Annotated in this window: 21 protein-coding genes; 4 read left to right on the top strand and 17 right to left on the bottom strand. The window is 33.6% G+C overall.

From position 1 onward, the window contains the following. Window positions 1-98 precede the first annotated feature (98 nt). From RM520_RS04830 to RM520_RS04820, 3 genes are all read left to right on the top strand, one after another. Window positions 99-464, top strand: coding sequence for a BlaI/MecI/CopY family transcriptional regulator (locus RM520_RS04830; RefSeq protein WP_311384572.1), 366 nt, complete (start codon window positions 99-101; stop codon window positions 462-464). Window positions 465-573: 109 nt separating this feature from the next. Beyond that, window positions 574-2,784, top strand: coding sequence for a M56 family metallopeptidase (locus tag RM520_RS04825; protein ID WP_311387170.1), 2,211 nt, complete (start codon window positions 574-576; stop codon window positions 2,782-2,784). A 182-nt stretch (window positions 2,785-2,966) separates the two neighbouring features. Then, window positions 2,967-4,067 carry a DUF4407 domain-containing protein gene (locus tag RM520_RS04820; protein WP_311387169.1) on the top strand — a complete coding sequence of 367 codons (1,101 nt, stop codon included), beginning with the start codon at window positions 2,967-2,969 and terminating at the stop codon, window positions 4,065-4,067. Between the two features lies 1 nt (window position 4,068). On the opposite strand, the gene rfbD is transcribed toward RM520_RS04820, so the two are convergent. Genes rfbD through rfbB form a run of 4 tightly spaced genes read right to left on the bottom strand, consistent with a single transcriptional unit; the run spans window position 4,069 to window position 7,439 of the window. After that, on the bottom strand, window positions 4,069-4,935 hold the full coding sequence (rfbD, locus tag RM520_RS04815; protein ID WP_311387168.1) for a dTDP-4-dehydrorhamnose reductase: 867 nt from the start codon (window positions 4,933-4,935) through the stop codon (window positions 4,069-4,071). 25 nt (window positions 4,936-4,960) lie between these two features. After that, the gene (gene rfbC / locus RM520_RS04810) at window positions 4,961-5,509 is read right to left on the bottom strand and encodes a dTDP-4-dehydrorhamnose 3,5-epimerase (protein WP_311387167.1); all 549 of its coding nucleotides are present in this window, start codon (window positions 5,507-5,509) and stop codon (window positions 4,961-4,963) included. Between the two features lie 7 nt (window positions 5,510-5,516). After that, window positions 5,517-6,374, bottom strand: a complete 858-nt coding sequence (gene rfbA, locus RM520_RS04805) for a glucose-1-phosphate thymidylyltransferase RfbA (RefSeq protein WP_311387166.1) — start codon at window positions 6,372-6,374, stop codon at window positions 5,517-5,519. A gap of 27 nt (window positions 6,375-6,401) precedes the next feature. Then, window positions 6,402-7,439, bottom strand: a complete 1,038-nt coding sequence (rfbB, locus tag RM520_RS04800) for a dTDP-glucose 4,6-dehydratase (RefSeq protein WP_311387165.1) — start codon at window positions 7,437-7,439, stop codon at window positions 6,402-6,404. Window positions 7,440-7,650: 211 nt separating this feature from the next. Between rfbB and RM520_RS04795 the strand changes: the two genes are divergently transcribed. Further along, on the top strand, window positions 7,651-8,784 hold the full coding sequence (locus RM520_RS04795) for a hybrid sensor histidine kinase/response regulator (RefSeq protein ID WP_311387164.1): 1,134 nt from the start codon (window positions 7,651-7,653) through the stop codon (window positions 8,782-8,784). Here RM520_RS04795 and RM520_RS04790 read toward each other — a convergent pair. The 13 genes from RM520_RS04790 to RM520_RS04730 all read right to left on the bottom strand — a co-directional run bounded on the left by RM520_RS04790 (window position 8,781) and on the right by RM520_RS04730 (window position 25,410). Continuing rightward, window positions 8,781-9,992: a glycosyltransferase family 2 protein gene (locus tag RM520_RS04790; protein WP_311387163.1), complete on the bottom strand. Its 1,212-nt coding sequence runs from the start codon at window positions 9,990-9,992 to the stop codon at window positions 8,781-8,783. The two genes, RM520_RS04795 and RM520_RS04790, sit on opposite strands and share 4 nt — an antisense overlap. Window positions 9,993-10,003: 11 nt before the next feature. Further along, window positions 10,004-10,525: an acyltransferase gene (locus RM520_RS04785; protein WP_311387162.1), complete on the bottom strand. Its 522-nt coding sequence runs from the start codon at window positions 10,523-10,525 to the stop codon at window positions 10,004-10,006. Window positions 10,526-10,652: 127 nt separating this feature from the next. Next, a complete protein-coding gene (locus RM520_RS04780) occupies window positions 10,653-11,858 on the bottom strand; it encodes a glycosyltransferase (protein WP_311384563.1) in 1,206 nt (401 codons plus the stop codon). Then, entirely contained in the window at window positions 11,855-13,018 is a 1,164-nt protein-coding gene (locus RM520_RS04775) for a glycosyltransferase family 4 protein (protein ID WP_311384562.1), read from the bottom strand. The genes RM520_RS04780 and RM520_RS04775 overlap by 4 nt, the downstream gene beginning before the upstream one ends. Window positions 13,019-13,028: 10 nt before the next feature. Then, the gene (locus RM520_RS04770; protein WP_311387161.1) at window positions 13,029-14,237 is read right to left on the bottom strand and encodes a glycosyltransferase family 2 protein; all 1,209 of its coding nucleotides are present in this window, start codon (window positions 14,235-14,237) and stop codon (window positions 13,029-13,031) included. 21 nt (window positions 14,238-14,258) lie between these two features. After that, window positions 14,259-15,227, bottom strand: a complete 969-nt coding sequence (locus tag RM520_RS04765; protein ID WP_311384560.1) for a UDP-glucuronic acid decarboxylase family protein — start codon at window positions 15,225-15,227, stop codon at window positions 14,259-14,261. A 21-nt stretch (window positions 15,228-15,248) separates the two neighbouring features. Then, entirely contained in the window at window positions 15,249-16,595 is a 1,347-nt protein-coding gene (locus tag RM520_RS04760) for a UDP-glucose dehydrogenase family protein (RefSeq protein WP_311384559.1), read from the bottom strand. A gap of 106 nt (window positions 16,596-16,701) precedes the next feature. Continuing rightward, window positions 16,702-18,669 carry an LruC domain-containing protein gene (locus tag RM520_RS04755; RefSeq protein ID WP_311387160.1) on the bottom strand — a complete coding sequence of 656 codons (1,968 nt, stop codon included), beginning with the start codon at window positions 18,667-18,669 and terminating at the stop codon, window positions 16,702-16,704. Window positions 18,670-18,680: 11 nt separating this feature from the next. Beyond that, a complete protein-coding gene (locus RM520_RS04750) occupies window positions 18,681-19,583 on the bottom strand; it encodes a glycosyltransferase family 2 protein (protein ID WP_311384557.1) in 903 nt (300 codons plus the stop codon). Between the two features lie 10 nt (window positions 19,584-19,593). Next, window positions 19,594-21,093, bottom strand: a complete 1,500-nt coding sequence (locus RM520_RS04745; protein ID WP_311384556.1) for an O-antigen ligase family protein — start codon at window positions 21,091-21,093, stop codon at window positions 19,594-19,596. After that, window positions 21,090-22,436: an oligosaccharide flippase family protein gene (locus tag RM520_RS04740; RefSeq protein WP_311384555.1), complete on the bottom strand. Its 1,347-nt coding sequence runs from the start codon at window positions 22,434-22,436 to the stop codon at window positions 21,090-21,092. Before RM520_RS04740 ends, RM520_RS04745 begins: the two co-directional genes overlap by 4 nt. Continuing rightward, a complete protein-coding gene (locus tag RM520_RS04735; RefSeq protein ID WP_311384554.1) occupies window positions 22,436-24,667 on the bottom strand; it encodes a GumC family protein in 2,232 nt (743 codons plus the stop codon). The genes RM520_RS04740 and RM520_RS04735 overlap by 1 nt, the downstream gene beginning before the upstream one ends. 2 nt (window positions 24,668-24,669) lie before the next feature. Continuing rightward, window positions 24,670-25,410: a TolC family protein gene (locus RM520_RS04730; protein WP_311387159.1), complete on the bottom strand. Its 741-nt coding sequence runs from the start codon at window positions 25,408-25,410 to the stop codon at window positions 24,670-24,672. Between the last annotated feature and the right edge of the window lie 2 nt (window positions 25,411-25,412).

Here is a 25,412-nt window from a genome sequence, read left to right as displayed (position 1 = left end):
GATACAAACTTAACCCATTTAGAAAAATATTTACTCTACACTTGTAGAATTAAAATTATTACTCTATGTTTGTAGAGTTAATTCTAATCTTGTAGAGAATGCAGTTATCTAAAACCGAGGAAGAACTTATGAATATTTTATGGAGGCTTAAAAAAGCTTTTATGAAAGATTTACTAGAAGCGTATGAAGAACCTAAACCAGCCACAACAACAGTGGCAACATTATTAAAACGTATGTCTGACAAAGGTTTTGTTGCATACAAAAGTTTTGGACGCTCTAGAGAATATTATCCTTTGGTTAAGAAAAAAGATTATTTCTCCAATCATGTAAACGGGCTCATTAAAAACTTTTTTAATGATAGTCCAAGTCAATTTGCATCCTTTTTTACGCAATCAACAGACTTGAGTAAGGAGGAATTGGAGGCTTTAAAAAAATTAATAGACCAAGAAATTAAAAGAAAATAACATGCTCATTTATCTCTTAAAATCTGCGGCTTGCATGGCCATATTTTTACTCTTTTATAAACTTCTTCTAGAGAAAGAAAACATGCATACATTCAAAAGATGCTATCTAATGTTAGCATTAATTGCATCTTGTGTAATTCCTGGTTTGGTATTTATCGAGTATGTAGAACCTACAGTAACTGCTTACAGCAATACAAACACCATTGTTGAAACTTCAAATCCAATCATCATTGAAACTGCGGCAAGGGATATTGACGTTATAAATTGGTCTTTAATCGCTTGGTCTATTTATAGTATAGGTGTTGTAGTTTTTGGTGTTCGGTTTTTGAGAAATCTTTTTCAAATATTAAATCGCATTCGAAAAAACCCCAAACTTAAAGAACCTTTTAGTATTAAAGTTTTAGTATTAGAGCAGCTGCCTCCGCATACTTTTTTTAAATATATCTTTTTAAACAAAGAAAAGTTCGAAGCTAATTCTATCCCAAAAGAGGTGTTGCTGCACGAAGAAATTCATGCCAAACAACGCCACAGTATAGACGTAATTTTTATAGAATTTTTACAAGTGATTTTATGGTTTAACCCATTAATCTTTTTTTTTAAAAAATGTATTAAACTAAATCACGAATTTCTAGCAGATAGCGCAGTTATTAAGAAAACTATTTCTCCTAGTAATTATCAAAATACGCTGTTATCCTATTTATCACAGGATAGTTTAGAGAAGTATCAATCAGTTAATATGGCAAATGCCATTAATTATTCATCAATCAAAAAACGATTTAAAGTCATGAAAACACACACATCAAAAAAAGCAATTTTATTAAGAAGTTTATTACTCCTGCCGCTTTTGGCCTTAATGCTATATGGATTTAGCGAGATTAAAACTATTGAAAGGACTAATCCTGAAGTAGAAAAACACATCAAAGAAGAATTAGATAAAGTAAATCAGTTAGAAGTAAACTATTATCTAGATGAGGCATCAGAAAAAATGATGTTAGAATACCAGCAATTTATTGTTGATTATGAAAAAACTAATACAATAGAATATAGTTCTTATCAAAGAGTGATTGCCATCTATGATTTAATGACAGAGGAACAGCGAAAATCAGTTAAAAAATATCCTGAATTTCCAGGCTTGAACAACAAAATTTCTAAAAGCAAGCCTCTATCATTATTAAAATTTGAGGATTATAAAAATAAACAAAAATATGCTATATGGATTGATGGCAAAGTGGTGGATAATAAAGTACTAAATGAATTCAAAGCATCTGACTTTGTTTATCATTCGCAAAGTTTTGTATACAAAAACGCTAGAAGCAAAAGATTTCCACAGGAATATCAAGTTAGCCTTTATACAAAAAAAGGATTTGAAAACACATTCAAAAAAGAAGGTGTAAAGAGTATGGACTTAGCAAAATTCAATGTTCTAGCGGAGAAATACAATGCAATCTCGATAGAAAAGCGGGTGATTCCTTTAGAAGATTTAAAAATCTTAGAGTCTATTTATAGAAAAATGAGCAGTGAGCAAAAAGAAAATGCCCAAGCTTTCCCAGAATGTTTATCAAAAAACATTCAAAAAGGGGCATCTCGTGAACAAATGAAGGAGTATAATGCCTTAGCAAAAAAATACAATGAAATGTCTCGTGACAACATGCGTATTTATGTAAAAGATGTGGAGCGTTTGGAATATATATACGGTTTGATGTCCGACAAACAAAAAGCGGATGCAGAGCCTTTCCCAGATTTTCCTAAACCCCCACCTGCACCTGAAACTCCTATATATTTAAGTAATAAAAACACAATTATTGCAGTTCAAGAACCAGCTTCGCCAAGTCTCAATACTATAAAGGGCAAGGCAACTTCTATTCCGCAACCCCCTAGTCCAAAAGTCATAAAAGGTCAAGCAAGTACTATTCCAGCTCCTCCACCACCGCCAATACCACCTTCACCATTAGACCATATAATCGACATGGCTAAAAAAGGAGCTAGTTTCTATTTTGAAGGAAAGAAAATTTCTTCTGACAAGGCAATTGAGCTAATAAAGAAAAACAAAAGCCTAAATATTTCAACTACAAAAAGTAATTCTAAGAATCCGCAGGTAAGAATTTCTAAAGAAGCTATTAAAATTGGTAGCTTGAATAAGAAAAAAGATTTATTAAACTATGCTAAAGAACTAAGAAATAAAAAAGCGCGATTTTATTATAATGATGAGCATATTTCGGCAGAAGAAGGTGTAGTTTATATTGCTGCCAAAGAATATGATTATGTAGAAACATTACCTTGGATAAACAAAACACCCGAAGTAAAAATTTACTCTAAATAGACTATTGTAAATTATAATTTGATGTTAAAGCCTTCTAAATGAAGGCTTTTTCTGTAACAAATCATAAATACTTGCGTTAAATAACTACCGTCATTAAAAGCAAAGCCGAGAACCACATGCCTTTCGACTGCCCTTAAGGTGACATTGAGAACAAATTCATCAAACCAAAAACGAGCACTATTATGTTACAACGATTCTTTATCTTTTGTTCAGGAGCTGACACAGATATTCTTTCAACTTGTTCCAACGGAGAACGCAACAAATATGCAGGTATAGGCGCAACAGTATTCTTTACTGCCGTTATGGCTTTTATAGCAAGCGGATATGCACTTTATACTGTTTTTGATAATGTATATACCGCTATTTTTTTCGGATTCATTTGGGGTCTTCTCATTTTTAATTTGGATAGGTACATTGTGTCTACAATTAAAAAAAGAGACAATATTAAAAGTGAATTATTTCAAGCAGCCCCAAGAATTATTTTAGCGATTATAATTGCTATTGTAATCTCTAAGCCCTTGGAAATGAAAATCTTTGAAAAAGAAATCAATCAGGTGCTACTTGAAGAAAAAAATGCAATGACCCTAGAAAACAAGGAGCAATTGGCTTTGCAATATACCCCAAACATTGAAGCACTAAATCAAGATATAGCCAACTTAAAAAGTGAAATCACCCAAAAAGAAAGTGAAACTAACGCATTATACGATACCTATATTACAGAAGCAGAAGGCACTGCTGGAACTGGATTATTAGGTAAAGGTCCAGTTTATGAAGAAAAGCGTCAAAAACATGATGCATACTTAGCCGAATTACAAAAATTAAAAGCAACAAATGCCGCAAAAATTATCGTTTTAGAAAATGAAATTGTAGCCTTGAATGAAGATTACAATGGTGCTGTGATTAATTCACAACCAATAATCGATGGTTTTGATGGTTTAATGGCTAGAATCAATGCTTTAAACAAATTACCATGGTTACCTTCATTTTTTATTTTCTTATTGTTTCTAGCTATAGAAACGGCTCCTATCATTGCTAAGTTATTGGCACCAAAAGGAGAATATGATTATAAATTTGAAGAAGGTGAAAGTGTTGTTGCAACTTGGGTAACTCAAAAAGTGGCTCAACGCAAATTATTACTATCTACTGATTCGGTAATGAATCAAGATATTTATGAGGATATTAAATCTGAAGAAGAACTATACCGGTATAAAAAGAAGAAAGCAGAAGAACTACTCAGACTTCAAGCAGATTCTTTTCATAAAACTCAAGTAAAAGGCCTATAGTCTAAGCTTCTATTTTAGAATATGCTTTAAGGGCGATTACCAAACTATCCTTCCAATGAGGAATTGCTAGGTTAAAAGTACTCTTAATCTTTTCTTTGTCAAGCACACTAAATTTAGGCCTTTCAGCCGGAGTAGGATATGATTCCGAACGAATTGGTTTTAATTCAATTTGAATGTTTTGTCCGTCAAAAATTGCCTTAGCAAAATCATACCAACTAGCAACCCCCTCATTGCTATAATTATATACTCCATAATCAATACTATGGGCTTTAATGATATACAAAATAACTTGGGCTAAATCTTTAGCATAGGTTGGCGTACCTACCTGGTCATAAACAACAGAAAGTTCATCACGTTCATTACCTAATCGTATCATAGTTTTCATAAAATTGTTGCCAAATTCTGAATACAACCATGATGTTCTTATTATAAAATGTTCATTTAAATTATTAATGATAGCACGCTCTCCTTTATATTTGGTATCACCATAAAAGCCAATTGGTCTGGCAATAGCCTCTTCATTATAAGGTTCATTTAAATAACCATCAAATACAAAGTCGGTAGAAATATGTATTAATACTGTTGTACTTTCATTACAGCTTATTGCTAAATTTCTGGCACCTGAAATATTTACTTTTCGTGCTAAATCTGTATCAGATTCTGCCTTGTCAACATTAGTGAATGCAGCACAATTAATACAATAGGCATAATTGTTAGTAGTAAGTTCTTGTTGCACAGACACCAAATCAGTAATATCAAGCTCTTTTGAAGATTTAAAAACAAAATTAAGCTCTTCATGAGTTGTTTCGGATAACGCCTTTATTGTATTACCTAATTGGCCGGAAGCCCCTGTTACAAGAATATTCATTTTTTAGAGTTGGTATTTTATAATATTAATCTAAAACTACTTCATTAAAAGTAGGTAGTATTTTATCTTTATCAGATATAATAAGTTCTGATTCTTCAATTATCCAATCAATTTTAAAATCAGGATCGTTATACAAAACTCCACCTTCTGACTCTTTATTGTAAAAGTTATCACATTTATAGAAAAAAGTAGCTGTTTCACTTAGTGTTACAAAACCATGAGCGCAGCCTCGTGGAACAAACATTTGTTTTTTATTTGCTGCAGAAAGTCGACTTGTAACAACTTTTCCAAAAGTTTTTGATTGCGGTCTAATATCTACGGCAACATCTAAAACTTCACCTTCTAAAACGCGAACCAATTTTGCTTGTGCATATTGCCCTTTTTGAAAGTGAAGACCGCGTAATACACCTCTTTCCGAAAATGATTGATTATCCTGAACAAAAAAAGGTTTTGCCCCAGTAATTTTTTCAAATTTTTCTTGATTAAAACTTTCAAAAAAATACCCGCGTTTATCTTCAAAAACTTGAGGTTCTAAAATAAAACAACCCTCTATTTGAGTTTCTGTTACTTTCATAATTTCATTAAATAACTTCTAATAAACGCTTACTATAACCGCTTTTTAAAAATGGTTGAGTTAATTTTTTAAATTGATTTTTTGTTATGTAACCCATCTTATAAGCAGATGATTCAATAGCACCAATTTTTAAACCTTGACGTTCTTCAATTACTTGGACAAATTGCCCTGCTTGCATTAAAGAATCAAAGGTGCCTGTATCTAGCCAAGCTGTTCCCCTATCCATTATACTAACTTGAAGGTTCCCTCTTTTGAGATACTCTTTATTCACATCAGTAATTTCAAGTTCACCACGTGCACTTGGGTTCATATTTTTTGCGATTTCAACTACATCATTATCATAAAAATAAATACCCGGTACTGCATAGTTGGACTTTGGATCTTGTGGTTTCTCTTCAATGGAAATAGCTTTGCCATTATCGTCAAACTCAACAACACCATATCGTTCAGGATCATTCACATGATAAGCATAAATAATTCCACCTTCAGGGTTATTATTAGATTGTAGAAGATTTTCTAAACCAGTACCATAAAAAATATTATCACCTAAGATTAATGCAACTTTATCATCACCAATAAATTTTTCTCCAATTATAAAGGCCTGAGCAAGACCATTAGGCTCTTCTTGAACTGCATATTCAAAACGGCAACCGTATTTTCTTCCATCACCTAATAATTTTTTAAAAAGAGGTAAATCATGTGGTGTAGAAATAATTAGAATTTCCCAAATTCCAGATTCTAAAAGGGTAGAAAGTGGATAATAAATCATAGGTTTATCGTAAACAGGCATTAATTGTTTACTGACTGCTAGTGTTAAAGGATGCAATCTGGTTCCTGAACCTCCTGCTAATATGATTCCTTTCATGCTATAATGTTTATTTATAATTTCTTGTTATACAAATTTTGAATCGAGTTTAGAAACATATCTATTAAGATACCATTCTATCGTTTTTTCAATTCCAGTTTCAAAATTTTCATCTGCTTTCCAACCCAAATCATTTTCTATTTTTGTGGCATCAATTGCATATCTGAAGTCATGACCTGCTCTATCATTAACGTAAGTGATTAAATCGTGATATGATTTTTTATCTTCCCGAGGACTTTTCTGGTCCAGCAAATCACATACCTTTTGAGCGATATATAGGTTATTACGCTCATTTCGCCCACCTATATTATAGGTTTCACCTGATACACCTTTGTCATAAGCTAGCAAGATCCCCTTACAATGATCTAACACATAAAGCCAGTCTCGAATATTAGAGCCATCACCATAAATAGGAATAGATTCTTTAGATAAAGCCTTTCTTATGATTGTCGGAATTAACTTTTCATCATGCTGTTTTGGTCCATAATTGTTGGAACAGTTAGTTGTTACTACATTCATACCAAACGTATGATAGTAACTTCTGACAATAAAATCGGAAGATGCTTTTGAAGCACTATAAGGACTATTAGGTGCATATGGCGTTGTTTCCATAAACAACCCTTCTTCACCTAAAGTGCCATATACTTCGTCAGTAGACACGTGATGAAAACGTGAATTCTTATAGGCTTCTTTGTAAATTCCAGGGCCAATCATCCAATGTTTTTTTGCCACATCAATAAGGTTAAAAGTACCAATGATATTGGTCTGCATAAAAGCATCAGGATTGGTTATTGAGTTATCTACATGAGATTCAGCTGCAAAGTGTATTACTCCCTGAAAATCAAATCTTTTAAAAAGCTCTTCCAATAATCCTCTATCACAAATATCTCCCTTAATAAAAGTATATCTTTCTTCAATTTTTAATTCCTTTAAATTTTCCAAATTACCCGCATAAGTCAAAGCATCAAGATTAACTAAATGCACCTCTTTATTCATTTCTAAAAAATAAGGAACAAAATTAGAACCAATAAAACCTGCTCCGCCGGTTACCAAAACGTGTGTCATACTATATAAAGTTTATTACTACTTATATTGTAAATATAATCTTACTTTAAAATTAGAATTAATTATTGTTGTGAAAGCGTGGTTTTAGGTTGTAGAATGCTATTCTTAATGCATTTAATCCAAGCCCAAACGCGAATAAAACAATATAAAGACAATACCTATTTTGCTTGAAAAGTTTTTCTTACTTTAGTTTAGGCATAGCACCTTAAAAATGAACAACCAACCTGTAGATAAACCCTATGTTCTAGCTGTTGATGACGAACAGTTAAATATTGAACTACTTAAGTTTATACTTGAGCGTAATGATTTTGAATATCAAGGCACCAATGATGACGACTACTTCTTTACATTGTTAGAAGAAAAACTTCCTGATCTCATTTTACTCGATGTTATCATGCCTAGAATAGACGGTTTTGAACTTTGTCAAAAGCTAAAGTCCTATTCAGAATATCGTAATATTCCAGTTATTTTTTTAACAGGAAAAGTAAACATTAAAGATAAGGTCAAAGGTTTTGAAGTTGGTGGTATTGATTATGTAACCAAACCATTTAATGAGCAAGAGCTTATTGCCAGAATTCAAACACATGTTGAATTAGTTAGGGCTAAAAACCAAATAGAAAAACAAGCTGAAAATCTTAGGCAATCAAATATTCTTAAAGACAGAATGTTCTCTATTATCGGACATGATTTAAGATCTCCTTTGAGTGCAGCGAAGCTAAAAATGGACTTTATAATGCGGGGTATCATTGACCCAAAAGCAGATAATTTTATAGATGGCACAGTTTACGAACTTTTAAAAACAATGGATGAAGCTTTAAACCTACTTCAAAACTTATTGGGTTGGGCTAAATCAGAAAGTGACCAAATACAAATCATTCCTGAAAAATTAGATGTCCTAGATTTAGTAGAACAAACTTTTAGATTGTTAAAACTAGGTAGTGAACATAAGAAAATTGAACTTATTAATAATGTTACGAAAGATAGCTGGGTATTTGCTGATATGAACACAGTTAAAACCGTTCTAAGAAACTTACTTTCAAATGCAATTAAATTCACACCTATTGAAGGTACTATCAAGGTTAATGGTTTGTTCAACAATTCGCACTTAACTATTGAAATAGAAGATAACGGTCAAGGTATACCCCCTGAGGATATTAATAAAATTTTAAACCCTAATGAACATTTCAGCAAACTTGGCACAGAAAAAGAACCTGGCACAGGACTTGGTTTAATACTCTGCCAAAATTTCATTGAAAAAAATGGAGGCTCACTAAATATCCGGAGTGAAGTTGGAAAAGGAAGCGTTTTCTATTTCAACCTACCATTATTTCAAGAAGAGGTTTAAGCAATCACTTCTGAAGTAGTTCCTCCTCTTTTAGCTCTTTCCCAATTAACGGATTGATTGCCTTTTAAATACCTACCAAAACCTAAGAAAACGGAAAGGTTCATAATGAAAAAATAGTATGGTACAAATAGAATTTTAAGTCGAATCTGTCTGTTTTCTAAAAACCATCCAAGTAATGAAGCGGCGTAAAAAAGTACTTGAGCCCAGAACAAAAGACTAAATACTCCGAATTCAAAAAGACCTTCGTTTTGCGTTAAAATAAAGTTTATTGGAATCAACAAAAGCAATAATAATGGCGTTAATGTCCAACGTAAAACACGATGCGAGATGTATTGAAATGATAAAGTACCATATTTAAAAAAGTTCAATAAGGGAGCAAGTCTAACAACTGATTGAATGCCTCCTGCAGATATTCTAATTTTTCTTTTCAACTCTTCTTTAACATTGGCAGAGGCATTTTCGATGGCATAGGCATCAGGATTATATTGAATTGTATTCCCTTTCATAGCAACTCTTAAGGAAATCATGAAATCGTCTAATAAGGTGTCTTTTTCGACCTCTTGCCATAATTCAGTTCTAATGGCGAAGAGTTCTCCGGCCGCACCAACTACGGAATACAATTCAGCGTCCCATTTTTTTAACTGAGATTCATATTTCCAGTACATTCCTTCCCCAGCACCAGCAGCACTGTCGGCATCTTTTGAATAAATACGTTTTTCACCAGAAACACAACCCACCTTTGGGTTCCTAAAAAGTTTTACGATTTCTTTTATAGAATCTTTACCCAAGTTTGTATTACCATCTGAAAAAATCACAATGGGGGTTTTAACATGCTTCATTCCACGATTCATCGCTGCAATTTTTCCATTACGCGCTGACTCATGCAAAACAGAGACCTCCTTGTATTTTTTTAATAACTCAGGAGTTCCATCATCTGAACCATCAGTGACCCATAATTGAGTAACCTTTTCTTGCGGATAGTTTAAATTTTTAGAGTTGGATACTTTTTCTTCTAAATAGTCTTTTTCATTATAAGCCGCTACAAAAAGTGTCACATCTGGTTCATAATCTTCATTACCAGTAAATGGTTTGCCTAGACCAAATAATCGTCGAAGTTTGATAATACCAAACAATAAAATTCCATATCCTAAATAAGAATAAAAAATAATGAATAAGGCTACCCAAAAAATGATTTTTAACGACTCCATAGTATTATAATTTAAATCAAACTGGCTTCTTTTTTCTTAACAGCTTCCCATATTCCCGTGTTGTGATTAAATTGTTTGATGACCCTAGCAGGGTTACCAACAGCAACTGAGTATGGTGGAATATCTTTTGTAACAACACTACCTGCGCCAACCTGACAATTTCTTCCAATAGTCACCCCTGCTAAAACAACAGAATTAGCTCCTATATGAGCTTCATCTTCAATAATAGTCGGTCGAATATCTAAAGCTTGTTGACTTGAGTTTTTAGAACCGTCAGCATAACCATGATTAAAACCAGATACAAAAACATTTTGACCTAAACCTGAACCATGACCCATACTTACAGGACCTATAACCACACTGCCAATACCAACTCTAACCCTATCACCTAATAAAACATCACCCGAGCCATTATTGACGGTGCAATAAGATTCGATTGTAGTTAGCTTTCCTACTTCAAATCTTTTCCACGGAAAAACATCGATACGACTATTTCTTCTAATGGTTGCCCCTTTACCTTTTTTGTGTTTCAATGGATTTAAAAAACACCTTACCCATAATCTAGGTCTCGGGTTTCTTTTTGGAGCAATTAACTTCAGTGCAAATTGCTTCAACTTAGGGTTCGATTTTATTTTATTGACAATACCCATAATTAAAAATTTAGGCAGATTGTTTAGTTACTTTTAAAATACAATTGTAAATCTCGTTGACATTGTTTTCCCAACTATGCGAAAGACCAAAAGCCTTCCTTTTAGCTTGTAATTCGGAGGAATCTTCTTTTAATGCTCTTTCAATTAATTCCACATAGTCTTCCGAAGTTTTACCTAAATAGGTATGCTCGGCAAAATACTCCATTGCTTTTGTTGCTGAAGCCACTGTAGGTTTTCCCATGGCCAAATATTCATCTATTTTTCTAGGATAATTTCCGATAGTTGCATCATTAATCAACTGAGGATTAATAGCTATATCAAATCCTTTAATATAGTTAGGCAGCTCCGAAGCATCCCTGCTTCCTAAAAAATATATATTATCAATTTCATGTAATTCTGAAGTGTTGAAAGCATCATCTTCAGGACCTACAAGAACAATATTCCAATCTGGTCTAGCTTTCGCTACATCTGCAATTATTTCAATACTCAATCTTCTACTACTTAAAAAACCTACGTAGCCGATTATTGGTCCTTCAAAATCTTTTAAATCTGTTGGAATCTCAATCTCCCTCAATTGATCATTAAACAGAGAGGTGTCGCAACCTTGACCTACCATATAAGAATGCTCTGTGAATTGTTTTCCATATTCGGTGTAGAGAGTAGAGTTATTAACTACACAATCAGCTTTTTGTATGAGCTTAGGCTCTAAACGAACGCCATTTTTTCGCCAATATGGATTCTTGGTTAAATAATCACGCATGTAATACACGTAAAACGAAGGATGTAGATATTCTTTAATGTGTTGCCCTAAAAACATTGAGCTATCATTAAAAATGATATAGTCTTTAAAACCTAATCTTTCAATGGCATCTGCCACATCTGTACAAAATCGTTTTGCGTTGATTTTATTTAATTTATCAAACAACCAACTGGCGTTTAAAAAGTTAGCTGACTCGGTAAGTGTTTTTGGATAAAGATTCCACATTGATTCATTTAATTGAATCAAATCATCTTTTAAGCCTTTTCTTATTTGTACTCGTTTTTTTATTTTTTGAGTTTGTCGTTCTCTATATTGTGAGACTCTATCCATCGGTGGATTCACGTAAAGTACTCGATTATTCTTAGCAAACTCAACAGCAATATTCTTACAATTACTGCCAATTTCAATATCCCAAGCTTGAATGCCCATTACTATAATATCTTTGCCTTTAATCATACCATTGACGTATTTAGTTCTTCATAAACATCTTCATAAAGTGCTAAAACATTTTCTGCCATTGCCTTCCATGAAAAATCTTTCGCTCGTGAAATACCTTTTTCTGATAAAACTTTTGCCAACATTTGATCTTCAACCAATGTCTGCATGGCATTAGAAATTTCTTTAGGTTTAAAAGGGTCAATAATCAAAGCTGTTCCTTCACCCGCAACCTCTGGCATTGATGATGTATTTGAAGTAATTACTGGCACACCACATGCCATGCCTTCTAAAATTGGAATTCCAAAACTTTCACGTAAAGAAGGGTACAAGAAAATAGTACACTGACTTATAATCGCAGGTAATTGCTCATTTGGAACATAACCTAAAAGATGAATTTGTTTTCTTAATTCAGGATGGCCAATGGAACCTAATATTCTTTGCAATTCGTTTTCATCATAATCTAACATCACCAATTGGTATTGATTAGGGTACTGCAAATTGAAATCTGCAAAAGCCCTCAAGGCACCAATCGTATTTTTCTTTGGGTCGGTATTACCTAAAAAGAAGAAAAACTTTTCAGGAAGGTTAAACTTGGTGGTTATTGAAGAAAGTACTCTGCTATCCGTAACTTTTTTAAAATGCTCACCCACGCCATTGTATATAGCATGTAAACGATCATCTTTAAATCCAAAATACTTATTGATTCTGTTTTTTTCATAGTTAGAAACGGTAATAACTTTTTTGCTTTTTTTAATCACAGGTGGCACAAAATACCTACGATACATATTCCCAAGTTTCTGATACCAGGTACCATCTTTCTTAAAAATACTTATGCTTTCTAAGTAAATTATATCATGTAGTGTGGTTACAAGAGGAACTTTGCAAAATATTGGACCTGTATTACTAGTGCAATGCAACACATCACAGCCTTCGCGAAATGCTGCTTTTGGAAGTTCCCATTGCTCCCAACCTGGATAACCAAACTTTGAAGTTAATTCTACTATCTTGAAATTTGGAGCATCCGGAATACAAGTATTGTCTTCATCAGGTTTTACAAAAATGACATATTCATTGGTTTGGTCAATATTTTGTAGATTTTTGATGAGCTCTAAGGCTACCATATCCATACCGTGCTTCTTTTTTCTAAAGAGCCGTTGTCCTTCAATTCCTATTTTCATATTATAAATTTTACTGGCCACTAAGGGTACCGTGCTGGGTATGAATGAATTTTTTATTAGCTCCTTTTAACTTGAATAAGGATAAAAACATCAAAACAAATGCTTTAGGTAGTGTCAAAACCGCTTTCAAGGTTGATAAACTGTAGAACTTTCTTGGTATCGACAATGCGAACGCCAAAACAGTAATTGCAAATGTGATATACCAGTATTCAGAAGAAATAAAACTTGTAACATTTTCAAAAAAGATATCTATTAAAGCGTAAATACTTGTTAGTACAAACACAAGACCTAATAACAAAATTCTTGGCGGAGAAATCATTTGATAAACTTTATCAGCAAAATCAAAATTGCCCTTAAAGATTAACTCTTTAATACCTGAAAGTACATATCTTCTAAAATATATAAACTGTGCTGAAAGCCATCTTTTACGCTGGTTAGAAAACACTTCAGATTTTTGAACTTTTTCATCTAAAACTAAAGCCTTATGCAAGTATTCAATCTTAGTTTTATCTCTTAATAGTTTCAATTCCAGTTCTTTATCAAAACCTCCTACAGCATTTACATTAGCCATTGTAGACTTAAAAAAATGATAGTCAAAAGCCATTCCTGAACCTATTAAAGCCGATGAAAGGCCTAATACTCTGTGTCCTTTTCTAAAAATATGATTATTTACCTCTTCACTTATAGCGTCAAGTATTGCGAATGCAGTATTCGTATTTTTCGCCATACGGTGGCCTTGAACTACCTTATAACCTTTATTAAAAGCATCATTAATTCGCTCAATAAAATCAAACTCCATAATATTATCCGCGTCAAGAACAAGAGCAACATGGTACTGATCACCAATTATATCCATCGCTTTATTTAAGGCCTTGGATTTAGTGCTTTTTTCAAAGGATACCTCAACCAATTCTATGGGAAGTTTACGAAGCTTATTTAAGGTGTTCTCTTGAAATGAATCTGCTATAATGACAACATCAAAAAGTTCTTCGGCATAACTTTGTTCTAAAGCTCTTCTTGCCACCTCAACGATAACATTATCCTCCTTATAACCAGGAATCAATACAGCAAATTTTCGCTGTTTATTAATAATTACTTTTTTCTTTTTTGCCTTGAATATACCGGCAAAAGCAAATAGAAAAATATAAATGGATGCAAATCCGAAATAACCTATGAGTACTATTTCAATTGTATTGATTATGACCTTAAATGCATCCATTCTAACTCGATTAAAATTAAATTAAGAGTTCACCAATTGTTGAATTGATTTATCTTGAAGTGTACTATCGAAGTACTTAATGGTTTTTTCTAAACCTGTTCTTAAATCAACACTTGGCGTCCATTCACTTAGCTTTTCTTTTGCTAGTGTAATATCTGGCTTGCGTTGCATAGGGTCATCAGAAGGTAAAGGCAGATGAATGATTTTTGATTTTGAACCCGTCAAATCAATAATATTTTCAGCCAATTCCAGCATAGTGAATTCACCCGGATTTCCAATATTAATTGGCCCAATGAAATCATCTTCTGTATCCATCATTTTAATCATTCCATCAACTAAATCGCTTACATATTGAAAGCTTCTAGTTTGAGTACCATCACCAAAGACGGTAATATCTTGCCCTTGTAAGGCTTGCATGATAAAATTTGAAACTACTCTACCGTCATCCGGCTCCATTCTTGGACCATATGTATTAAAAATTCTAATGATTTTTACTAATACATCATTTGACTGATTATAATTTACAAAGAGCGATTCGGCACATCTTTTCCCTTCATCGTAACAAGAACGAATACCAATTGGATTAACATGACCCCAATAATTTTCTGGTTGTGGATGTACTTCTGGATCACCATAAACCTCACTAGTTGAAGCTTGTAAAATCTTGGCGTTAATACGTTTAGCGAGGCCTAACATATTAATTGCACCTAAAACGGAAGTTTTAATAGTTTTTATTGGGTTATGTTGATAGTGAACCGGTGAAGCCGGACAAGCTAGATTATAAATCTCGTCAACTTCAATAAAATAAGGCAAAGTGACATCATGCCTAATCAGTTCAAAGTAGGGGTTATCCATTAAATGGACAATCTTGCTCTTACGCCCAGTAAAATAATTATCCATACAAACAACTTCATTTCCTTCTTTTAGAAGACGTTCACATAAATGTGAACCAACAAAGCCTGCACCTCCTGTAACTAAAATTCTTTTCATCTTTTTACTTTCAAAAATTGATTAAACCTCTACTGATTCTTCTGCTTTAATTGCAGCACGTCCTATGCTATAGTAATTGAAACCTATTTCTTCCATTTCTTCCGGATCGTATACGTTTCTTCCATCAAAAATTGTCTGCTCATTCATCAACTTCTGTAGTATTCTAAAATTCGGCATTCTAAATTCAGACCATTCCGTAACAACAATTAGTGCGTCTGCGTCAATAGCCACGTCATATTCATCTTTAGCATATTCAATTGAATTACCCAATATTCGTTCTGCTTCTTCCATAGCTACAGGATCATAAGCACGAATATTTGCGCCCATTGCTTTTAACTGTTCTATAATTACTAAAGAAGGAGCCTCTCTCATATCATCTGTTTTTGGCTTAAATGCTAAGCCCCACATTCCAAATTGTTTTCCTTTTAGATTTTCACCAAAATGCTTTTTGATTTTTTCAACTAAAGTTGTTTTTTGTCTGTAATTAACAGCTTCAACTGCTTTAAGAACTTCTAAAGAATGTCCATATTCATCTGCAGTTCTAACTAATGCTTGTACATCTTTTGGGAAACAACTACCTCCATACCCGGTACCAGGGTAAATAAACTTATTCCCAATTCTAGTATCTGAACCAATACCCTTACGAACTAAGTCTACGTTAGCGCCAACTAATTCACATAAATTGGCAATATCATTCATAAAACTAATCTTAGTAGCCAACATAGAGTTAGCTGCATATTTGGTCATCTCAGAAGAGAAAATGTCCATAAATAATAGTGGGTGACCGTTCATCAAGAAAGGCTTATAGAGTCTATTCATTACTTTCTCAGCACGCTTACTTTCAATACCTACCACAATACGATCTGGTTTCAAGAAATCATCAACAGCACTTCCTTCTTTTAAAAATTCTGGATTTGATGCAACATCAAATGGTATACGTACACCTCTACTTACTAACTCTTCTTCAACAGCAGCTTTTACCTTAAAAGAGGTTCCAACTGGCACTGTACTCTTAGTAATAATTACTTTGTAATCTTCCATATGTTGACCTATTTCACGAGCAACACCAAGTACATACTTTAAATCAGCACTACCATCTTCATCAGGAGGAGTACCAACTGCAATAAACACAGCATCACAATCTTTAATTGCCTTTTGCAAACTTGTTGTGAAAGAAATTCTACCTTTATCAATGTTACGTTCTAAAAGCGCATCAAGGCCTGGTTCATAAATAGGAACTTCTCCATTACGAAGCATATCTACTTTCTTTTTATCAATATCAACGCAGGTAACGTTTATTCCCGTTTCTGCAAAACAAGTGCCGGTTACCAAACCAACATACCCTGTACCAATTACTGCAATATTCATTTATTAAGTTTTTTCGTTATTTATTTGTAAATATTATCTTACATTAACTAGATTAAAAAATTATGTTGTGAAACGTAATTTAAACGTTGTAAATACGTAATTAGAGTTATTGGGCATACCAATCTAGATCTTGAGTACCACCTGAATTAGCCCAGTTTACAAACCGCGGGTATTGTAAAATAATAGGAACACTTTCTGGTGGAGTTTGAAAACCTTCGTAAATATTTAAAGCCCATGGCAGATTTGTACTCGTCTTATAATAACGGCCTATTGATGCGTCACTGAAATCATCTTGTGTCCCTAAGTAATCTGCTTTACTTGTAGGTGGTAAATCTGGTAAATGTATTTCTTTAGCTCTATCTTGATTTGCAATTAAAAAAGCATTGAAAGGTACCTCACCAAGAATTTCAGCATCTACAGGCGTTGAAAAGTCTATCGTGAGATTAATAGTATCGCCTAATAAGTCAAAACAATCACCTGCCACAATTATGACAGTTTCGTCAGAGTTAGTTCCGGTCTCGGTTCCATTCGCCGCAATGGTTTCATAATTACCATTAATGACCTGACCTTCAATACCACTAATATTACTCGGGTTAATTGGAAAAGTGAAAGCAAAACCATTGTGTAATGCCCCTCCAATATTCTCTATGGTAAATGAAGCATCAATTGATGTTACCAAATTATTGCCATTAGCTATAAGATTAAAAGAATATTCGACAGCTAAATCATTAAAATCATAATCGCCTTGACTAGGCCATAAATCCTCATAAACTAATTTACCGGTAGAATTCACAGACGGTAAAAAATTATTAAATGCTTTATTTGGATCAAATGGAAAATCATCTAATTCATCGTTTATGCCATCTCCATCAGCATCATTGGCTACCTCTATTTCGGCAAAGTCGCCAACCTGAATTGCATCTGGTGGATTTGCTCTAGCATAAAATACCGCATCATTAAAATCATCATCTGTTGCGACATCTCTTCTTAAATCTTCGAATCCAAGTAATGTCAATTCTCGTGCCTCATCATAAAGCAGTACCATATGATTACGGGTAGCTTCAGTTGATTCAGGATTAAAATCTGGGTTAGAGTAATAAACTCCATTACCATCATTGACACCACTACCAAACCAACCATTTGCTGCTAAAAACCATGAAATAACCGTATTTTCAGGAAACCTTCCTAGATAAACTCTATCACCAGAAATCAAACCTCCTCCTGAGCCAGAAAATGAAACGTTTGGAAAAATCACACGATGCTCAACGATGTCATTGACCGTTGCTGGTTCATTACCCAAAGTATATGAATAATACCCCAATACATTGCGATAACCTGCCCCTTCAGAAACAAAAGTTACCCATACATCGGCCTCTTCGGTTATAATTAAACTTGTTTCTTTACCTGCTAAAAATTCAGGATTTGAAGATGGAATTCCACCAGGAACATTTTCGGGTAGAGAAGCATTTATATCGTCTAATAAATTTTGTTGAATTACATCGGCAAATGCTAAGTTATCTGGTACACCTTGCGCATTAAAAGTATCAATAAAAGTATAATCGGCCTTTCCTTGTTGTGAAATATAAGTTCGCAGCGGTCTTTCAACACCCTTTCCGGCAGTACCACTACGCTCATAAAACTGATTGTAATCAAAAACAACTTCCTCTGAATCCACCTTTAAACGAACATCATCAATAAGACCAATATAATTTGTGAATATCAAAAGACTATCTAATCTTGAAGACACTGTTAATTGCTTTTCAAAATGACCTTGGTCATTAAATGTTCCGCTGCCAATAGATAGGCTATCTTGAGTTCCAACTTTTGAGTAAATAGAAAAAGTGGCTCCTTTTAAAAATTCAGGAGCATCTAACACCAAGTTTATGTTTTTACTAGTTGGATACTCAAATGACGTTGAAACGTTTAAAACTGATAACGGGTCATCAATAATTTCATCATCATCTGTAATTACCATCTCATCATCAACTATAGGTTGATCTAAATCTTTCTCACTTACACAAGAAAAAAAGAAAAGAGATATTAAAATTAATTTAAAAAAATGTTGATTTTTCATGGGGACTGTGGTTAAGAATGAACTATTTTGTGATGAGTTATATTCCATAAAATTGCTCGCCAAAAAGCCTTCAAATGCTTAAACTGTCTTTTTACAATGAAGGTTATTGTATTCTTAGGAATGGAGATAATTGTTTGAAATAACAAACTCACAAACAAATGGGCAGGCTGAAAATTACGTCTAGCATAAACGATTCGATTACGAGCAATGTAATACGTTTTTAAAGGGCTAGACTTTCCTGTTGAAAGGGACTCTTTATGTAAAATATATGATTTTGGTTGATAGTATACTTTGTAACCTTTGCGTTTTATGGCTTGGGCCCAATCATGCTCTTCGTAATAGAGAAAATAAACTTCAGTCATCATGCCTACCTTTTCTAAAACATGACGAGGAACCATCATTGCAGCACCATGAATTGATTCAGTCTCTGTAGGTTCATCGTAATCACCATTATCTTTTTGATGATAGCCAATACTGTTATTTCTGATAGTCCAGTGGTTCATTGGAGTATAGCCAGCATATTGTATTAATGATGGATCCCAATGGAATTTAATTTTAGGGCTAACCATACCAATAGTTGCATCACTTGCCAAGGTTTGAACCAATGGTTGAATGAAATTTTCTGGTACAATAGTATCATTGTTAATAAAAAGCAAGTATTCACCTTGAGCTACTTTTACTCCCAAGTTATTACCACCTGCAAACCCTAAATTTTCTTCACTTTTAATTAAGTTGACCTCAGGGTACTGTTCTTTTATAATATCCGGATTATCATTAGGCGAAGCATTATCAACAACAATAATTTCAATATTATCATACGACAAATTCCTTAATGAATCGAGCATATCTAAAGTGACACTAGACTCATTATAATTAATGGTTATTATAGAAACCAATGGGTTATTTGTTTTCATAATTCTGTTTTTAAGCCGGACTTAGGTTTCTAATTTGTTTTAATTCTCTTTCGGTTACCTTTTTAGCTTTTTCAGCAATGATTTTTTTATCCATTTTTGGAGCAATGAACATGAATACCATACCTGTGTACATTAAAATACAAGTAGGAAATTGTCCAAAAACACCATTACCATATGATGCACCCATAATACCGAACATGCCGCAAACCAATGCGGCTATTTGCCCTTTTAGCCAAGGGTCCTTTATTTTAAACATCACATTATAAGCCCCGGTTATCAATACGAAGAATAAAATAAAGAGATGTAAATAGAGACCAACAATACCCGTATCCGCCCAAATAGCAACAAACCAACTATCAGTAGCCGTATTTGCTAAAAATGTATTTGGTGTAAATCTTTGTCCCCAGTTACCGGTTGAGCCTATTCCACCACCAAAAGGTCTAGAAGCTAAATAGGTTGATAATTTTCTTTGATTTGCTAAACGAACTTGTAATGAGGCATCATTAGGATCAAATGCCGTTCTCATTCTTCTAACTTGTGCATTATTATTCATTATAGTGGTATGTGCAAAAAACACATATACTCCTATACCCATAATCGCGCCGGCAACCAGAATTGGAATGTTTTTTCTTAAAATCAAAAACATAATACCACCCGCAGCAGGAACCGCAATGGCACCTCGTGTTCCAGAAATTAACATACCATATAATCCTGCTAACGAAACAACAATGCAGAAAATTCGAAACTTCTTACTTTTTGCAAAAAGTGCCAATACACCGAATACAACTCCTGCATGACCTTGTGAGGCTCCAAACTGTCCCGCATCAGAATAAAAAGAAAATATGCGGAGTTTTCCAAAAAGCACATGTGTTAATGCCCCACCATTGTCCAACCATTTTTGTTCAAAAGGGTCTACACCAAAAAACAACTGTTGACAACCTTTTAAGGTTCCAAAAAAGGACATTAATCCCCAAATAATCAGAAAGAACTTTAGGTCTTTAGGTTTATTAAAAATGATAAATAGTAAAGGAACAATCATCCATTGGTAAAGGGCTAAGCCACGCATAGCGTAAAACCAAGCTGCAAAACTTGCAGCTTCCGGATTGACAGCCTGAAACAAAGCGTAACCAAACCAAATAGTTACAAGAAGACTAAGTTGTGATTTTGCTCTACTCCAAGGTATTTTTATTTTAAAAGCCTTAAAGAAAAGCGCTAAATACATTAGAAACAGAAGACCATCAATCAGCAATCCCCAGGTCATAGGCACATATCGTCCAAGACCTAAAATTGTGAAATTGAGTACAAAAATGGTCATTATTCCAATTTTCGGCTTTGCAAACAATACGCCCAAATAGACAATAGCAATAGGTAAAATGATAATAGCTAAACCTACAATCAATCCTTTTGTTGCTGTTAAATGCGCACAGGCAATTGTCAATGAAAGAAGAATTGCAATTGGCAATGGTTCCTTTAAATAATCCGTGCCATATGTTTTATGAAATGGATTCATCGACCGATATAAGTATTTAAGTTTTTGAAAAAGAAAATACCCTCAGGTAAAATTTGTTTCGATTGTATTTGAATCTCTTTTCGTAGAAAATAAAAACCTAAGAAAATTCCTAAAAGGGTAAAAAGAACAGTACCTAAAGCAACCATAACGAGGCTTTCAAAGACAAATACCGCTAAAACATCTATCAAGACATTGGCGATAGTCATAAAAATGACCTTATATAAGTTCAGTTTTGGCCTATTAATACTATCCAACAAAACACCCGTGAAACGGTCAATAGGTAGTAATAACGTATATACTGTGAACACCCTAAAAACGAGGGTTAATAAAGGCAAAGAATCTGCATAAGCATCGCCACCTAAAATTAATATCAAGTATTCTGCAAAGACAAAACAAAAAATAGCCACCGGTATAAACAATAAGGTTATTGCTCCAGAATAGGCGTAAAAGATTTTACGAACTCCATCCAAATCTCCAGCAATGGCTTTTTTAGACATTCGGGGATAGGCAGTCATTGTAAAGCTTCTAAGCGGGATGCCTAACAAATCGGTTAATTTTAAAGGGATAGCGTACATTGCGATTCCGGCAGAACCCAAAATAGGGCTTAATCCTATTATTAACGTATCGGCACTTTTAAGAAGACTTGACCCTATTAAGGTTCCCATAGAGTATTTACCAAAATTGATAAGTTCTTTTTCTATGTTTTTATCAGCATGTTTTAGAAAGACTAAACCATCCCACTTTTTTATAGTACACCAAAGGCTAGAAATTAAATTAACGGCAAGGTTGACCAAAACAATTTCTAAAAGCCCAAGATTAAACCAAAGTCCATTACCTATTAAAAACACGACAAAAAGACCAATGTTCGCAAACCTTACATGCATCATCCGATTGAAGTTTTGCTGCGCTTGAAAAAGAGCAGAAGCCGTATTCCAGCCCAAATTGCATAACGCTAATACCGGATACCAAGTTAGAAATAGTTGGTATCCTTGGTTTATACTCACATTACTAAAGTTCAAAACACCAAGAACTGTCCAACAAAACAAACCAATTAAACCTAAGAGAATGAGGTTTATTCTATAGGAAGATCCTAATAAGTTTTTAAAACGATTCTTATCCGCCCCTGCTAATAATCGGACTACTGATGTTCTCGTCAGACCAAACCTTAATAAATCAACAAACGTTGCAAGGGTTATGAAAAGAACCCAATCTCCAAATAGTTCTTTACTCAATTGGCGAGTTAACAACATGAAGCTCAAAAGACCTAAAAAAGCAATAACTACGTTCGTTAATAATGACGAGATATTCTTTTCTTTCCCAATATTTTTAAGTTTTTGAATCATTAGGCAACAGATTTTTTAGTGAAGAACCTAAATTGCACTACCTTCTTAATCCATCGTCTAATAATTGATCGCTTCTTAGGTATATCTCCCACAACTGTTTCCATTTCGAGTACCTTAACTCCATTCAAAATAATTGAGGGTTCTGGTCCAGTGGTCGCTTCGTTAAATAAAGTCAAGGCGTTTTTATCTGCTTCACCCCACGCCCTATTTGCTCTTGTAACTAAAAAGGTAAAGTCCATCGTTGCCGCTAATTTTACTGGGAACGGGTTTTTAATGATACTTGGTAATTCTAGAATGATAAAGTCATAAAAACTGAAGTCTTTTATAGAACCCGTTTCATCAAACTCTTCAACCTTAGATATTTTATAAAGTTGGTCACTTACCTGATACTGAAGTTTTTGATAACAGGGTTCTTGTAACTCTAAGTCAAAAGAATCGTAAGTAACATGCAGTGTTTTATAATCTAACTCACAAAGTTTTGTAATCAAATGTTTGCATATAAATGTTTTTCCCTCTTCATCTTGAGTAGAAAAGAACATGTTCACAACAGGCATTTTGCCTTTTTCTTTCTTAAACTGATTTAAAATAATGTTTCGAGAAATCGCATTAACTGCCTTGTTGGTTAAATAATCAAAATCAATTTTTTTGCTATTCTCATTTATAACAGGAAATATGGAGGAGACTTTCAAATCAATCTTGTCTTCTGCCCTTGCAGCTGTATTTAAATTACCATCTAAAAATTCAAGAATCAGCACAGTAAAAGTCACAAGAATAAAACCGGCCATGCCAGCTACGATGACCAAAATCATGCGTTTACTAGGTTTTGGATTTATAGGGAAGAAAGGAACTTCTATTAATTTTAAATTTGATTTTAATTCAACATTTTGTTGTCTTAGTTTGGCTAAACCAAGACTATGTAAAAGGCTTAAATATTCGCGCTCTGCAATATCAATCTTTCTTTCAAGTCTTTTCATTGTAGCACCTAAAGGGGAGAAAACCTGATATAATTTTTCAAATTCTAGGCGCTTTTGATCCATTACTTTTAATTGCGCTTTGGTACTTTCAAAAAGTATGGTGTTTTCTAACCAATCAGTTAAAATATCAGTTGAGGCTAAGGTTTTTTCATCATAATCTGTTGAGTATAAATCATTCACCCTGGTTCCTAAACTTTCCTTTAGTACTAACCCTCTTTTTTCAAGGGCAACGACATCCTTAGCATTTTGTAGTCTCTTTACCGAGTCTGTTTCAATACCTAGAGATTTCATTGATATTTCGAAATTCACATCGGCCAATTCATTTCTCAATGTCATAATCTCCTCACTTGAAAGTCTCTTTTTTTCATGAGACTCAAGTTTAGATTCTAAAGTGTTTAATACAGCTTTGGCTCCATAATGCTTGATATGAACTTTTTGATATTCTAGTTCAAAGTGCTCCTTTTCTGAAGCTATATGCTTTGTCTGTTCATAGTAGTTGATGATATTATGAGTTCTATTGAAATCAAGAAGCTCATCTTCAGCAGAACGTAAATGCTTGGTAGAGGTATTCAATTGCCCTTGAAAATACTTTACAACGGCATCAGATTGGTTAACTTTTATCTCTGCATTTAATTTGACAAAAACTTCAGCCAAAATCAATAATGTATTTTGACAAATAGCAGGATCTTCTGATTCAAATTCAATATCCACAAAATCACTACTCAATATTCTACGAACACTAATACGTCCAATAATTTTTTCTATACTATAATCTGGATGCTTCAGATTTATAAGCTCGTAAATAAAATTGGTATGATTAGAATTCTTTAGTTTTTCAAAATTTTCGAAGGTTTTACCAACATCACCTTTAACAGCTAATTTTTTAACCTCATCCGGAACAATTTCCATTAAGGCATCATATTTTTCTCTTGAGATTACTTTTGTGTTCACACTATCTAATGACATGTGTTGTGCAAACAATTTTAGGCCAACCGTTTCAATTGTAGTTCGAGCCTTAATAAGATTTAATAGGTTATCGTAAGCAGTATTTGTAGCTCTAAAGTCTAGTTTTGTGTTATCTAATTCAATTGTTGACCCAGAAGCAATACCAGTATAAACTCGAGCCTTTGAATTGAAAACTTTGGGCTGATCTTGGGTAAGAAAAAACACTAATGATGCCAAAATAATTGGCACCAAAATTAATAGGGCAATATGCCTTAATAGTAATCGAACAAAAAATAGAAGATTGAACTTCATACTTAAAACTCTATTTTGATACCCACTGTTCCTTCTAAAGATTTCAGGGCTATTAAAAATTCTGACCGTTGGGCCTCAAAAGAACTGATGGACTGATTTAACATCTGCTGCAACCTTGTATATTCTGTAACATTTATCACTCCATTTGCGAAGTCTTTATCCGCTCTAACAGATTGTACTTTGTATGATTCAACAATTGAATTTGAAATAAAAAACAAACGGTGCGCTTTTATCAAATCATTATACTGACGGACAATAAGTTGTTCTAATTCCCATTCAGCAAATTCTTTTTGATATTTAGATTTATCAGCCTCAGCTTTGGCATTCTTAATTTCTCTCCCTCTATTGAAAACAGAAGAAAGTGGTAATTTTATGGAAGCTCCAACAACGTATCTACTTTGTTCAGTAGAAAAAAGTGTCTGACTACCTGGGTCGCCAGCTATTTGTTGGTTACTAAGATTGTCAAAAATGCCGTAGTTGTAACCTGCATCTAGATTAATATTATTTAACCAAGCCTTCTTCGCTAAATCTATTTGACCATCCCAATATTCATAATCTGAATCGAAAAATTTCAGCCTAGGAGAATTGTGTTTTGCAATTGTTATTAAAGTATCTAACTGAGGAAGTCGCTGAGATATATCATTTTCTTCAAGACCACGATTTACAAAATCATTTATGGTTTGGGCATGAGAAGAAAACGCGATAAAAATAAGCGCTAAAACTAGTATTCCTTTCTTTATCATTA

Origin of the sequence: Croceitalea vernalis, from assembly GCF_031846405.1 — a bacterium.
In the GTDB taxonomy this organism is placed as follows: Bacteria; Bacteroidota; Bacteroidia; order Flavobacteriales; family Flavobacteriaceae; genus Croceitalea; species Croceitalea vernalis.
The sequence above is the reverse complement of the archived record's forward strand: the minus strand, read 5'-3'. Positions and strand labels throughout refer to the sequence as shown.

What these genes read in the sequence shown, in the direction of transcription:
- RM520_RS04830 (WP_311384572.1), top strand. Translation starts at nt 99, where the DNA reads ATGCAGTTATCTAAAACCGAGGAAGAACTTATGAATATTTTATGGAGG.
- RM520_RS04825 (WP_311387170.1), top strand. Translation starts at nt 574, where the DNA reads ATGTTAGCATTAATTGCATCTTGTGTAATTCCTGGTTTGGTATTTATC.
- RM520_RS04820 (WP_311387169.1), top strand. Translation starts at nt 2,967, where the DNA reads ATGTTACAACGATTCTTTATCTTTTGTTCAGGAGCTGACACAGATATT.
- rfbD (WP_311387168.1), bottom strand. Translation starts at nt 4,935, where the DNA reads ATGAATATTCTTGTAACAGGGGCTTCCGGCCAATTAGGTAATACAATA.
- rfbC (WP_311387167.1), bottom strand. Translation starts at nt 5,509, where the DNA reads ATGAAAGTAACAGAAACTCAAATAGAGGGTTGTTTTATTTTAGAACCT.
- rfbA (WP_311387166.1), bottom strand. Translation starts at nt 6,374, where the DNA reads ATGAAAGGAATCATATTAGCAGGAGGTTCAGGAACCAGATTGCATCCT.
- rfbB (WP_311387165.1), bottom strand. Translation starts at nt 7,439, where the DNA reads ATGACACACGTTTTGGTAACCGGCGGAGCAGGTTTTATTGGTTCTAAT.
- RM520_RS04795 (WP_311387164.1), top strand. Translation starts at nt 7,651, where the DNA reads ATGAACAACCAACCTGTAGATAAACCCTATGTTCTAGCTGTTGATGAC.
- RM520_RS04790 (WP_311387163.1), bottom strand. Translation starts at nt 9,992, where the DNA reads ATGGAGTCGTTAAAAATCATTTTTTGGGTAGCCTTATTCATTATTTTT.
- RM520_RS04780 (WP_311384563.1), bottom strand. Translation starts at nt 11,858, where the DNA reads ATGATTAAAGGCAAAGATATTATAGTAATGGGCATTCAAGCTTGGGAT.
- RM520_RS04775 (WP_311384562.1), bottom strand. Translation starts at nt 13,018, where the DNA reads ATGAAAATAGGAATTGAAGGACAACGGCTCTTTAGAAAAAAGAAGCAC.
- RM520_RS04770 (WP_311387161.1), bottom strand. Translation starts at nt 14,237, where the DNA reads ATGGATGCATTTAAGGTCATAATCAATACAATTGAAATAGTACTCATA.
- RM520_RS04765 (WP_311384560.1), bottom strand. Translation starts at nt 15,227, where the DNA reads ATGAAAAGAATTTTAGTTACAGGAGGTGCAGGCTTTGTTGGTTCACAT.
- RM520_RS04760 (WP_311384559.1), bottom strand. Translation starts at nt 16,595, where the DNA reads ATGAATATTGCAGTAATTGGTACAGGGTATGTTGGTTTGGTAACCGGC.
- RM520_RS04755 (WP_311387160.1), bottom strand. Translation starts at nt 18,669, where the DNA reads ATGAAAAATCAACATTTTTTTAAATTAATTTTAATATCTCTTTTCTTT.
- RM520_RS04750 (WP_311384557.1), bottom strand. Translation starts at nt 19,583, where the DNA reads ATGAAAACAAATAACCCATTGGTTTCTATAATAACCATTAATTATAAT.
- RM520_RS04745 (WP_311384556.1), bottom strand. Translation starts at nt 21,093, where the DNA reads ATGAATCCATTTCATAAAACATATGGCACGGATTATTTAAAGGAACCA.
- RM520_RS04740 (WP_311384555.1), bottom strand. Translation starts at nt 22,436, where the DNA reads ATGATTCAAAAACTTAAAAATATTGGGAAAGAAAAGAATATCTCGTCA.
- RM520_RS04735 (WP_311384554.1), bottom strand. Translation starts at nt 24,667, where the DNA reads ATGAAGTTCAATCTTCTATTTTTTGTTCGATTACTATTAAGGCATATT.
- RM520_RS04730 (WP_311387159.1), bottom strand. Translation starts at nt 25,410, where the DNA reads ATGATAAAGAAAGGAATACTAGTTTTAGCGCTTATTTTTATCGCGTTT.